An 11,804-nucleotide genomic window follows, 5' to 3' on the forward strand; every position below is an offset into this window, starting at 1 on the left:
GTACCTCAAGATGCAGCGCAGACGGATCGCCGTGGCGGCGGCGGTCGTGGTCGCGGCCGGGGCAGCGGTGGCTTTCACCCTGCCGTCCATGGCCGGCACCACGCCGTCGAGCAAGGCCGCCAAGCCCAGCCCGGGTGGCGTGGCGCCGCAGATTCTGGCGGCGATGAAGCGTGACCTGGGCCTGGACGGCGACCAGGCGACGGCCCGCTTGCAGCGGTCGAAGTGGGCGAGCGGTGTGAGCGCCAAGCTGTCGGCCCAGACGGGCGCCGATTTCGGCGGCGCCTGGCTGGCCGCCGACGGCAACACGCTCAAGGTCGCCGTGACCGACCCGGCCGCGCAGGAGGCGGTTCGGGCCGCCGGGGCCGAGCCGGTGCTGGTCAAGCGCAGCGAGCAGGCGCTCGTCAAGGCCAAGGAGAGCCTCGACGAGGTGCGCTCCGAGGCCGGCGGCATCACCGGGTGGTATGTCGACGTCAAGACCAACAAGCTGGTCGTCGTGGCCAAGCCGGGCGAGCAGGCGGCCGCGAAGAAGCTGGCCCGCGCGGCCGGCGTCTCCTCCGGGTCGTATTCGGTGGTCGTCAGCACCGCCAGCCCCAAGCCGCTGTTCGACGTGCGCGGCGCCGACCCCTACTTCATCGCGGTCGACGGCGGCACGGCCCGCTGCTCGATCGGCTTCTCCGTCGAGGGCGGCTTCGTCACGGCCGGCCACTGCGGTGAGGTCGGCGCCACCACGACGGGCTTCAACCAGCAGGCCCAGGGCGTGGTCCGCGCCTCGACCTTCCCGGGCAACGCCGACATGGGCTTCGTCGAGGTCAACGGCAACTGGACCCCGCGCGCCGTGGTCAACGACTTCGAGGGCAACGAGCTCCCCGTGGCCGGCAACACCGAGGCGCCGGTCGGCGCCGCGGTTTGCCGCTCCGGCTCCACGACCGGCACGTTCTGCGGCACGATCCTGGCCAAGAACCAGACGGTGGTCTACCCGGAGGGCGCAGTCACCGGTCTCACCCGCACCGACGTCTGCGCCGAGGGCGGCGACTCCGGCGGCCCGTGGCTGAGCGGTGACCAGGCCCAGGGCATGACCTCTGGTGGTTCCGGCGACTGCACGGTCGGTGGCGAGACGTTCTTCCAGCCGATCAACGAGATTCTCGCGGCCGAGGACCTGACGCTGGTGACCTCCGGCGGCGGCGACGCCGCGGGTAACGGTGGCGGCGAGGCCGCCCCGCCCGCCGAGTCGGCCGGTGCCTGCGACGACCAGGCCGTGCAGCGTTCGGGCACCCTGCCCCGCGCTCGCACCGCGCAGGCCCAGCCCGACGGGGCCGCCTTCCGGGCGAACGCCGGCCGGCAGACCGCCTGCCTGACGTCGGCCGACGGCGCCGACTTCGACCTGTTCCTGCAGCGCCTGACCAACCGGGGTTTCCGCACGGTGGCCAGCGACACGGGTGCGGGCGACAAGGCGATCTCGTTCAACGGCCGCTCCGGCACCTACCGGTACGTTGTTGTTGCCACCTCCGGCAACGGCTCGTACAACCTGGGGTTCAGCACCCCGTGACGCGCCGGGCCACCAACCCTGCCTAGGTGGTGAAGCGCATTGATGCCGGGGAGCCGTGAGGCTCCCCGGCATCACACATGTCTCAGGACTGCTGGCGCAGTTCGGCGACCTCGTTGGCGAGCTGAACGCTGGTGGCGATCGCGGCGATCAGCACCTGGTCGAGTTGTTCGGGGGTCACGCCCTTCTCCCAGTCGGCGATGACCTCACCCACCACGAGCACCGTCCCGTCGTCGTTGACGTGAACGTAGGCCTTGGGGAAGAGCTGGTCGTGGTTCCACGAGTTGCAGAACTCGTAGAGCCGGGGGACCGCGTCCATGTCGAACAGGTGCTGCACCATCGTCCGGACCTGCAACACCTCCTGCTGCTGGCCGATCCGGAAGAAATAGACCAGGTTGCCCTGGAAATTGCCCCCGATGTCGCCGTCGGCGTCCTCGAAGTACTTGAAGTCGCGCGCGTCGAGCGCGTCCGTGATCATTTCCTTGGTGAACGGCTGCACCTGACGAACCCTACGTCGGTGCGCCTACCGGATTCATGAGCATCGCGGCGATACGGTGTTCGCATGGCGGGCCGAACCTCTCCGGCGAGCCGGGGTCGCGCCGCGTCCACGCCGCGCGGCGCCGCTACCAGTCGTGCCCGCCAACCAGCGGCCCGGCAACCAGCGCGTAAGGCCGCCAAGGCCACCAAGCCGGCCCGCCCGGCCGCCCGTCGCTCGGCGGCCCGCGCCCGGCCGAGCATGGGCTCGGCTATCGCCACCGGCATGGGCCGCGGCCTGGGCGCGGTCTGGATGGGCCTGGCCCACAGCGTCGGCTGGGCCGCCCGCGGCGTCGGCCGGCAGGCCGCCACGGCCAAGGAGATCGATCCCGAGCACCGTCGCGACGGCGCCGGCCTGCTCATGCTCGGCCTGGCCATCCTGGTCGGGGTGGCGGTCTGGGCCAACAGCGCCGGGCCGGTCGGGCAGTGGCTGGCCGACTCGACGCACCTCTTCCTCGGCGGGCTCGCCGTGTTCCTGCCGTTGCTGCTGCTTTACGGCGCGATCCGGCTGATGCGCAAGCCGGCCGACCCGGAGCACCGCGGCCGCTCGGTGGTCGGCTGGACGGCCCTGGTCATCGCCACCGCCGCGCTGCTGCACATCAGCGAGCGGCCCACCGACGACGTCGGCATCACCAAGGCGGGCGGCCTGCTCGGCTACGCGTTCGGCGCGCTGCTGGAGCGGGCCGTGACAGCCTGGGTCGCCGTACCGCTGCTGGTCCTGCTCTTCGTCTTCGGTCTGCTGGTGATCACGGCCACCCCGATCAACAAGATCCCTGAGCGGATCATGCTGCTGGTCGACGTGCTGACGGGCCGCTCGACCGAACGGGCCCCGCTGCCCACGCCCGAGCTGCCCGACGACTACGACCCCGACGACGACAACGACGAGGAGGAGCCGGCCACGAAGCGGCGCCCGTCGCGTCGCCGTCAGGGTTCCCTCTCCGACATCGGCCTGGCCGAGCCCGAACCGGCCGCCGAGGACGACTTCCTGCTGCACGACACGGTGGCCGTGCCCAAGGTGCCGGCCTCCCGCAAGAAGCCCGAGCCGCCGGAGCACTCCGAGCCGCTGCCCACCCGGGCCGAGCAGCTCGAGATCAGCTCGGTGCCGGGCGACTACCGGCTGCCGCCGCCGACGCTGCTCGGCAAGGGCGCGCCGCCGAAGTCACGCAGCCGGGCCAACGACGAGATCATGGCCGCCCTGACCGGGGTGTTCGAGCAGTTCAACGTCGACGCGATGGTCACCGGCTTCACCCGCGGCCCGACGGTCACGCGCTACGAGGTCGAGATCGGGCCGGGCACGAAGGTCGAGCGCATCACGCAGCTCTCGCGCAACATCGCGTACGCGGTGAAGTCGCCCGACGTACGGATCCTGAGCCCGATCCCCGGCAAGAGCGCGGTCGGCGTCGAGATCCCCAACACCGACCCCGAGAACGTGTCGCTGGGCGACGTGCTGCGCTCGCGAGCCGCCACCGCCGACCACCACCCGATGCTGGTCGCGCTGGGCAAGGACATCGAGGGCGGCTTCGTGGTGGCCAACCTGGCCAAGATGCCGCACATCCTGATCGCGGGCGCGACCGGCGCGGGCAAGAGCTCGTGCCTCAACTCGCTGCTGGTCTCGTTGCTCACCCGGTCCACCCCCGACGAGGTGCGGCTGCTGCTGGTCGACCCCAAGCGGGTGGAGATGACCGCGTACGAGGGCATTCCGCACCTCGTCACGCCGATCATCACGAACCCGAAGAAGGCCGCTGACGCTCTCGAATGGGTCGTCCGCGAGATGGACATGCGCTACGACGACCTCGCGGCCAACGGCGTACGCCACATCGACGACTTCAACCGCAAGGTGCGCAGCGGCGAGATCACTGCCCCGCCCGGCAGCGAGCGCGTCATGAAGCCGTACCCCTATCTGCTGGTGATCATCGACGAGCTGGCCGACCTGATGATGGTCGCGCCGCGCGACGTCGAGGACTCCGTCGTCCGCATCACCCAGCTGGCCCGGGCCGCCGGCATCCACCTGGTGCTGGCCACGCAGCGCCCGTCGGTCGACGTGGTGACCGGTTTGATCAAGGCCAACGTGCCGTCGCGGCTCGCGTTCGCCACCTCGTCGCTGGCCGACAGCCGGGTCATCCTCGACCAGCCGGGCGCCGAGAAGCTGCTGGGCCGCGGCGACGGCCTGTTCCTGCCGATGGGCGCGTCCAAGCCGACCCGCATCCAGGGAGCCTGGGTCGACGAGAAGGAAATCGCGTCGGTCGTCAAATTCTGCAAGGACCAGCGCGAGCCGGAGTTCCGCGAGGACGTCACCGAGGTCCCGGCCAGCAAGAAGAAGCAGATCGACGAGGAGATCGGCGACGACCTCGAGGTGCTGATCCAGGCCATCGAGCTGGTCGTGACCTCGCAGTTCGGCTCGACGTCGATGCTGCAGCGCAAACTGCGGGTCGGCTTCGCCAAGGCCGGCCGCCTGATGGACCTGATGGAAACGCGCGGCATCGTCGGCCCCTCCGAGGGCTCCAAGGCCCGCGACGTGCTGATCAAGCCGGACGAGCTGGAAGAGGCGCTGGCCGCTCTGCGTGTGGACGGAGAGTAAAGGTTTCCAGCTCGGCTTCCGGAGATGGCCGCGAGGCGTCTTGGGCGGGCTGTCGCGGGGCGTTAGGGGCGGGGCGGAACACGTCGCGGAAGAGTCGATGGGCGACCACGAGCAGGGCGGCCAGCATCAGCAGGGCGGCGACCGTCGGGAGCACGGGGACGACCCGGCCGAACAGGTAGGGCTGGTAGGACAGCAGGGACGACGCCTGCACCAGCAGCGGGACGAACCACAGCCGCGGGAGGAAGACCGCGAGCAGCACGGTCGTCACGTCGGCCAGGAAGAAGTACCGCTCGTGCATGCCGGGCAGCAGGAACGGCACCAGGATCGAGAAGAGCGCCGCCACCACGACAATGCGTCCGGTGGTCAGCTCGACCGCGCGGGCGATCAGCACGTAGATGACGCCGATGACCACCGCCGCGGCGAACAGGTAGCCCAGCGTACGCAGGCTGTCCTCCCGGGCGCCCCCGGTGACCAAGGCGAACACGTTGGGCGCGCGCAGGCTCAGCTCGGGCACGTTGGCCGCCTGCCGGTTCATCGAGTAGATCGTGAGCAGCTCGACCGGGTCGCGCCCGAAGACGATCGCCGGGACGTCGAGCAGCAGGTAGGCGGCGGGAGCGGCCAGGAGCGTACGCCAGGGAAGTTTGCCGGCCAGGACGAGCAGCAGCAGGAGCGGGAAGATGAACACGCCCTGCGGCTTCATGGCCAGCGCGACCCCGCACAGGGCCACACCCCACCAGGGTTTGCCGCGCAGCAGGTAGTAGAGGCCGCCCAGGGCGGGCGCGGCCCACATCGCGTCGATCTGGCCCCACCACGACGCGTTGAGCACCACCGTCGGCAGCAGCACGACGATCAGCGCCGTGGCCGCCGGGATGCGGCTGTTCGGGTAGCGCAGGGCGACGATGCGGTAGGCGAAGAACGCCAGCACGACGTCGAAGACGACCCACATCGCCTTGATCTTGAGGAGCAGCGGGCCCGGCAGCAGATGGGTGAACGCCAGCAGATAGAGGAACGGCGCGTTGTAGTTGCCGACCTCGGCCCCCAGCGCGCGCCAGTCGCCGGCCCGGCCCAGCTGGTGATACCACTGGAAGAAGATGTTCATGTCGTTCGTCTTCTCGCGGAAGCCGGCCCAGCGGGCCAGGATCGCGAGCACGACGAGGGCGGCGATGAGCAGCCACTCCGCGTGCCGGGCGGGCTTGTCTGAAGTCTGCATGGTGACCTGGGGTACGGCCCGGACCCCCGATCGGATCAGTGCGCGGATGAACGCGCGTGCGAACCCGGCTAACCTTGCCTGGTGTCGGTAACTCCTTCTCCCCGTCGTGTCGCCCTGCTCACCCTCGGCTGTGCCCGTAACGAGGTCGACTCGGAAGAGCTCGCGGCCCGTCTCGACTCCGGTGGCTGGCAGGTGAGCACCGACGCCGAAGGGGCCGATGTGGTGGTCGTCAACACCTGTGGCTTCGTCGAGAAGGCCAAGCAGGACTCGATCGAGACGCTGCTCGCCGCGGCCGACACGGGGGCCAAGGTGGTGGCGGCCGGCTGCATGGCCGAGCGCTACGGCAAGGAGCTCGCCGACAGCCTGCCCGAGGCGGCCGCGGTGGTCAGCTTCGACGACTACACCGACATCGCGGCCCGGCTCGACGGGGTGATGGCCGGCGAGAAGTTCGACGCGCACACCCCGCGCGACCGGCGCGAGCTGTTGCCGATCACGCCCGTGCAGCGCCAGTCGGCCCACGTCGTCATCCCCGGTCACGCCACCGTCGACGAGCACACCCCGGCCCACCTGCGCCCGGTGCTGCGCCGGCGGCTCGACAACTCCCCGGTCGCGAGCCTCAAGCTGGCCAGCGGCTGCGACCGCAAGTGCGCGTTCTGCGCGATCCCTTCCTTCCGCGGCGCCTTCGTGTCCCGCGACCCGCAGGAGCTGCTGGCCGAGGCCGAGTGGCTGGCCAAGAGCGGCGTGCGCGAGCTGGTGCTGGTGAGTGAAAACAGCACCTCGTACGGGAAGGATCTCGGCGACCCGCGTCTGCTCGAGAAGCTGTTGCCGCAGCTGGCCCGGGTCGACGGCATCGTGCGGGTGCGGGCCAGCTATCTGCAGCCCGCCGAGACCCGTCCCGGCCTGGTCGAGGCGATCGCCACCACGCCTGGTGTCGCGCCCTACTTCGACCTCTCGTTCCAGCACTCCAGCGAGCCCCTGCTGCGCCGGATGCGGCGTTTCGGCTCCACCGACCGGTTCCTCGAGCTGCTCGCCTCGGCCCGCGAGCTGGCCCCGGCGGCCGGCGCGCGCAGCAACTTCATCGTCGGCTTCCCCGGCGAGACCAAGGCCGACGTCGACGAGCTGGTGCGCTTCCTGTCCGAGGCCCGGCTCGACGCCATCGGTGTCTTCGACTACAGCGACGAGGACGGCACCGAGGCGGCCGGGCTCGACAAGAAGGTCAAGGAAGACACGATCAAGCGCCGGTACGACCGGATCGTCACGCTGGCCGACGAGCTCTGCAACCAGCGGGCCGAGGAGCGGCTCGGCTCGATCGTCGAGGTGCTGGTCGACACGATCGAGGACGGCGACGTCGAGGGTCGCGCCGAGCACCAGGCCCCGGAGGTCGACGGCTCCACCACGCTCGTCTCCGACAGCAGCGGGGTCGACCTGGCCGCGCTGCGCCCCGGCGACTTCGTGCGGGCCCGGGTCACCGCGACCGAGGGCGTCGACCTGATCGCCGTGCCGGTCGAGATGATCTCAGCGGCGCCGGTGTCCCCGCGGTGACCGACGAGCCGGTCCCGGTGACCGCTCCGCGGACGGTCTCGCCGTACAACGCGGCGAACATCCTCACCGTGGTGCGGATCGTGCTGGTGCCGGTCTTCCTCGGCCTGGTCGTCTCCTCGCAGCTCACCGGCACCGGCCCGCGCATCGTGGCCTGCCTGGTCTTCTGCGTGGCCTCGGCGACCGACTTCGTGGACGGCTGGATCGCCCGGCGCTGGTCGCTGGTCACCTCGTTCGGCAAGGTCGCCGATCCGATCGCCGACAAGGCCCTGACCGGCACGGCGCTGGTCCTGCTGTCGGTCTACGACCGGCTGCCCTGGTGGGTGACCCTGTTGATCCTGTTCCGCGAGTGGGGCATCACCGCGCTCCGGTTCTGGGTCATCCGGTACGGCATCATCCCGGCCAGCCGCGGCGGCAAGCTCAAGACCATGCTGCAGATCGCCGCCATCGCTTGGTATCTGTGGCCCGTCCCAGAACCGTTCGACATCGTCGGCCCGTGGCTCATGGGCGCGGCCACTCTCGTGACCGTCGTGACCGGTGTGGACTATGTGATCGAGGCGCTGCGCCTGCGGCGGGATGCCCGGCGGGCCAAGGGTTCGGAAGCCTAGACTTTCCTCGTGGGAACTGAGATCGCGGCCCAGGTGGCCGTGCGCAGGCTGAAGGAACGCCGGGAGACGCTGGCCACCGCCGAGTCGCTGACGGGTGGGTCGGTGGCCGCGACCGTGGTCGAGATCGAGGGCGTGAGCACGGTCTATCTCGGCGGCGTGGTCGTCTACGCCACGGAGATGAAGCACCGTCTGGCCGGCGTGCCGGAGCAGCTTCTGGCCGAGCGCGGCGCGGTGGATCCCGACGTCGCGAAGGCGCTGGCCGAGGGGGTCCGGGAGCGTTGCGGCGCCACCTGGGGCGTGGCCACGACCGGGGTCGCCGGGCCGGAGAAGCAGGACGGCAAGCCGGTGGGCCTGGTCTACGTGGCCGTGGCCGGGCCGGCCGGGGCGCAGGTACGTGAGCTGAATCTCGACGGTGATCGGGCGGCGATCCGCACTGAAAGTGTGACGAGGGCGCTACTCCTGCTCGCAGACTGTCTCAAGGACGCCCCCGCTGCGGTTTGAGCTGGGGAATGTTCCATTGATCATTGAGGTTACGTGAAGGCCCCGCGGCCGGGCCCCGCAGAATTCGGCGGGGCGGGATGTCGGTATCGCCGGCAGCGGGTACGGTTGCGGGAAGCCTCCGGCGTGTGCCGGCGGCCCCGCCGCAGGAGGAGGTGCCATGGTCCTGCTACGCCGGGTCATCGGCGACGCACTACGGGCGCGCCGGCAGGGGCAGCACCGCACGCTGCGCGAGGTGTCCACCGCCGCGAATGTCAGCCTCGGTTACCTGTCCGAGATCGAGCGCGGCCAGAAGGAAGCGTCCAGCGAGCTGCTCGCCGCCATCTGTGACGCTCTCGGCGCACGGCTCTCCGAGCTTCTCCGCGAGGTCGGCGACACGCTGTCCCTCGCCGAGGACATGGACGGTGTGCTGGTTCCCGTCGACGACAGCAAGAAGAGTGTCGCCGCCGACGGCAACGTGTCGGTCAAGGTCCGTCAGGATTCGCCGCTCAAGGCGACCCTGCACGCGACTCGCAAGCCGCAACGCGACGTCGTCTACGCCGCCTAGAGATCATTTGAGCCGGGCCGGTTCTGCTTCTTCCGGGAGCGGATCCGGCCCGTTTCCTTTTTGTGCCCTGTGAGGTTGCTGTGGCTCCTCGGGGACGGCCCCTCGGGATCGACCCCGACCGGGGACAGCGCGTAGCCTCGAAGCCTGGGGGACACCCTGAGATCCCCCGGAGGTCACGTGACGTCGGTGGCGTCGAGCTGACACGATGGCATGACCACACCAGGTAACTCGCCATCGCGACAGCTCCTCGATCTGCGTCGGTGGCGGACCCGACTGAGCGACATTGAGGGGATACCGCGAGATGGCGAATCCGTTCGTCAAGGGCTGGCGATACATGATGGCGCTCTTCGGCGCGAAGATCGACGAGTACGCCGACCCGAAGGTTCAGATCCAGCAGGCCATCGAGGACGCGCAGCGCCAGCACCAGGCTCTTGTGCAGCAGGCCGCGGCGGTGATCGGCAACCAGCGTCAGCTGGAGATGAAGCTGTCCCGGCAGATGTCCGAGGTCGAGAAGCTGCAGGGCATGGCACGGCAGGCGCTCGTCCTGGCCGACCGGGCCCGCGCCGGCGGCGACGAGTCCGAGGCCCAGAAGTACGAGTCGACCGCCCAGACGCTGGCGACCCAGCTCGTCTCGGGTGAGCAGTCGATGGAGGACCTCAAGACGCTGCACGACCAGGCGCTCTCGGCGGCGGGCCAGGCCCGCAAGGCCGTGGAGAACAACGCCATGGTGCTGCAGCAGCGCATCGCCGAGCGCTCGCGTCTGCTGAGCCAGCTCGAGCAGGCCAAGATGCAGGAGACCGTGGCCAAGTCGCTCGAGTCGATGTCGTCGCTGGCCGCGCCGGGCAACACTCCGTCGCTGGACGAGGTGCGCGACAAGATCGAGCGCCGCTACGCCGACGCGATGGGTCGCGCCGAGCTGGCCGGCAACTCGGTCGAGGGCCGCATGCTCGAGGTGCAGAAGTCCAGCCTCGACATGGCCGGTTCGTCCCGGCTCGAGCAGATCCGCGCCAGCATGGCGGGCGACAAGCTCGGTGCGGCTCCGGCCCAGCCCGCGGTCGAGCAGGCCGGTCCGGCCGCCGACCCGGCCAGCGTGGCCCGGCTCGACGAGATCCGGGCCAGCATGAATCAGAAGCGCGGCGACACGACCGCCGCCGGCTGACGCGACAGACGTCGCACACAGGGGAGGACGACGGTGGACGAGCGGACCAGATACTTCCGGCGACTCAAGCGGCTGCGCGGTTCGGCGCGGCGGTGGAGCGTGCTGGGAGGCGGGCTGGCCGCGGCCACCGCCGTCCTCACTCCCTACGCGGGGATCGGCTGGGCCGACGCGATCTGGGCCGGCGCCGCCGGTTCCTCGATCGCGCTGGCCTGGTGGCGGCACAGCGACCATCGTGAGCTGGCCGCCACCCCGGCGCCGCCCCCGCCCCCGCCGGTGCTGCCCGGGGCCAAGCTCAGCGCGGCCCTCGAGCGGTTCCCGGCCGGTCGCACGGTGATGAACGAGGTGCGCCGGCAGAAGAACCGCTACGCCCTGCGCGGCTCCGAGATCACCCAGGCCTGGGACAGGCTCGACCGCGCCGCGGCCACCCTGACCGCCTTGGCCGGTCGCCTGCACGGCCCCGGCGAGGGCGCCCTGCTCGAGGCGGCAGTGGCCGAGGAGTGGCTGCGCGATCTCGGCCAGCGGGTGGCCAGCGTCGAACGGGCCCTCCCGCTGACCCCGCCCGACCAGCGCGCCGCCCTGGCCGAGTCGCACGGGTCGCTGGCCACGCAGTTCACCGAGGGCGTCGACGCGTACGAGCGACTGGTCGCGGCGGCCGCGAGCTACGTCGCCGAGGACGGCCACCCGGTCGCCGAAGGCGCGCACCCGGCGCTGGGCAGCCTCATCGACGCGACCGACCGGCTGCGCGGCTTCGCCGAGGGGCTGTCGGAGCTCAAACGCACGCCGACCACGGTGTTCAAGCAGGCCGCGGCTGACAACGCGGGCACCAGTACGTGATCCGTTCGCCCTTCTCGTCCTTCTGGATCGCGCTGGCGCACCGCCGGCACGGCTTGGCCCGCCGCCCGTAGACATAGCTGGTCTCGCCGCGCCGCAGCGAGCCGGTCGTGGTCTGCGTCCAGCGCCCGCGGTTGGATGCCACCAGTTTCTGCGCCAGCGTGACGGCTCCGCTCAGGTCGGCCACCTGCGACACCGGCGTCCACGGCCACAGTCCACGCAGGAACAGGGTCTCGGCCTTGTAGAGGTTACCCACCCCGGCCAGGTTGCGCTGGTCGAGCAGGGCCTCGGCGATGGTCGTCTCCGGCTGGGCGGCGATCCTCCGTACGGCCTCCTCGGCGTCCCAGTCGGCGCCCAGCAGGTCCGGCCCCAGATGCCCGACGTGCCGGTCCTCCTCGGCCGTGGGATAGAGCTCGACTTCGTGCAGGTGATAACCGACGGCTACCGACCGCTGGGTGCGCAGCACGACGCGGATCAGGTGGGCCGGGCGGCCCGTCCAGCGTTCACCCGGCGCGTACGCCCGCCAGGCACCCTCCATGCGCAGATGCGAGTGCAGGGTGAGTGGCGTCTCGCCGTCGCGGGTGAGCCGCAGCAGCAGATGCTTGCCCCGGCTGGCCGACTCGGCGACCAGCCAGCCGCTGAGATCGGTGGTGGCGAGCCGCGGCACCCGGAAGTCGGAGCCGGTCAGCACGTCACCCTGCAGCGCCTTCTCCAGCACGCGCGCGGTGTTCCAAACGGTATCGCCCTCCGGCATGGC

At 70.8% G+C, this 11,804-nt stretch carries 10 protein-coding genes and 1 pseudogene; 8 read left to right on the top strand and 3 right to left on the bottom strand.

From position 1 onward, the window contains the following. The first annotated feature begins 10 nt into the window (after window positions 1-10). Window positions 11-1,546, top strand: coding sequence for a S1 family peptidase (locus BKA14_RS37645; protein WP_184955500.1), 1,536 nt, complete (start codon window positions 11-13; stop codon window positions 1,544-1,546). An 82-nt stretch (window positions 1,547-1,628) separates the two neighbouring features. Here BKA14_RS37645 and BKA14_RS37650 read toward each other — a convergent pair whose 3' ends face one another. Next, window positions 1,629-2,042: a YbjN domain-containing protein gene (locus BKA14_RS37650; protein WP_239092524.1), complete on the bottom strand. Its 414-nt coding sequence runs from the start codon at window positions 2,040-2,042 to the stop codon at window positions 1,629-1,631. 63 nt (window positions 2,043-2,105) lie between these two features. On the opposite strand from BKA14_RS37650, the gene BKA14_RS37655 reads away from it, so the two are divergent. Beyond that, on the top strand, window positions 2,106-4,655 hold the full coding sequence (locus tag BKA14_RS37655; RefSeq protein WP_184955501.1) for an FtsK/SpoIIIE family DNA translocase: 2,550 nt from the start codon (window positions 2,106-2,108) through the stop codon (window positions 4,653-4,655). Here BKA14_RS37655 and BKA14_RS37660 read toward each other — a convergent pair. Then, window positions 4,600-5,865, bottom strand: coding sequence for a glycosyltransferase 87 family protein (locus tag BKA14_RS37660; protein WP_184955502.1), 1,266 nt, complete (start codon window positions 5,863-5,865; stop codon window positions 4,600-4,602). The two genes, BKA14_RS37655 and BKA14_RS37660, sit on opposite strands and share 56 nt — an antisense overlap. Before the next feature lie 81 nt (window positions 5,866-5,946). Between BKA14_RS37660 and rimO the strand changes: the two genes are divergently transcribed. From rimO to pspM, 6 genes and pseudogenes are all read left to right on the top strand, one after another. Beyond that, window positions 5,947-7,407 (top strand): 30S ribosomal protein S12 methylthiotransferase RimO, encoded by a 1,461-nt coding sequence (rimO, locus tag BKA14_RS37665; RefSeq protein WP_438861934.1) that lies wholly within the window; start codon window positions 5,947-5,949, stop codon window positions 7,405-7,407. Continuing rightward, entirely contained in the window at window positions 7,404-8,012 is a 609-nt protein-coding gene (pgsA, locus tag BKA14_RS37670) for a CDP-diacylglycerol--glycerol-3-phosphate 3-phosphatidyltransferase (RefSeq protein ID WP_184955503.1), read from the top strand. The genes rimO and pgsA overlap by 4 nt, the downstream gene beginning before the upstream one ends. Before the next feature lie 9 nt (window positions 8,013-8,021). After that, window positions 8,022-8,513 (top strand): CinA family protein, encoded by a 492-nt coding sequence (locus BKA14_RS37675; RefSeq protein ID WP_184955504.1) that lies wholly within the window; start codon window positions 8,022-8,024, stop codon window positions 8,511-8,513. A gap of 157 nt (window positions 8,514-8,670) precedes the next feature. Continuing rightward, on the top strand, window positions 8,671-9,057 hold the full coding sequence (locus tag BKA14_RS37680) for a helix-turn-helix domain-containing protein (protein WP_184955505.1): 387 nt from the start codon (window positions 8,671-8,673) through the stop codon (window positions 9,055-9,057). A 301-nt stretch (window positions 9,058-9,358) separates the two neighbouring features. Next, window positions 9,359-10,216: a PspA/IM30 family protein gene (locus BKA14_RS37685; protein WP_184955506.1), complete on the top strand. Its 858-nt coding sequence runs from the start codon at window positions 9,359-9,361 to the stop codon at window positions 10,214-10,216. A 24-nt stretch (window positions 10,217-10,240) separates the two neighbouring features. After that, a pseudogene (pspM, locus tag BKA14_RS37690) lies at window positions 10,241-11,050 on the top strand (phage shock envelope stress response protein PspM); the annotation flags it as partial. Here the strand turns inward: pspM and BKA14_RS37695 are convergent. Further along, window positions 11,010-11,801 (bottom strand): DNA-formamidopyrimidine glycosylase family protein, encoded by a 792-nt coding sequence (locus tag BKA14_RS37695; RefSeq protein ID WP_184955508.1) that lies wholly within the window; start codon window positions 11,799-11,801, stop codon window positions 11,010-11,012. The pseudogene pspM and the gene BKA14_RS37695 overlap by 41 nt on opposite strands. Window positions 11,802-11,804 lie beyond the last annotated feature (3 nt).

The sequence above is a fragment of the Paractinoplanes abujensis genome, assembly GCF_014204895.1.
Taxonomy (GTDB): domain Bacteria; phylum Actinomycetota; class Actinomycetes; order Mycobacteriales; family Micromonosporaceae; genus Actinoplanes; species Actinoplanes abujensis.

What these genes read in the sequence shown, in the direction of transcription:
- BKA14_RS37645 (WP_184955500.1), top strand. Translation starts at nt 11, where the DNA reads ATGCAGCGCAGACGGATCGCCGTGGCGGCGGCGGTCGTGGTCGCGGCC.
- BKA14_RS37655 (WP_184955501.1), top strand. Translation starts at nt 2,106, where the DNA reads ATGGCGGGCCGAACCTCTCCGGCGAGCCGGGGTCGCGCCGCGTCCACG.
- BKA14_RS37660 (WP_184955502.1), bottom strand. Translation starts at nt 5,865, where the DNA reads ATGCAGACTTCAGACAAGCCCGCCCGGCACGCGGAGTGGCTGCTCATC.
- BKA14_RS37680 (WP_184955505.1), top strand. Translation starts at nt 8,671, where the DNA reads ATGGTCCTGCTACGCCGGGTCATCGGCGACGCACTACGGGCGCGCCGG.
- BKA14_RS37685 (WP_184955506.1), top strand. Translation starts at nt 9,359, where the DNA reads ATGGCGAATCCGTTCGTCAAGGGCTGGCGATACATGATGGCGCTCTTC.
- BKA14_RS37695 (WP_184955508.1), bottom strand. Translation starts at nt 11,801, where the DNA reads ATGCCGGAGGGCGATACCGTTTGGAACACCGCGCGCGTGCTGGAGAAG.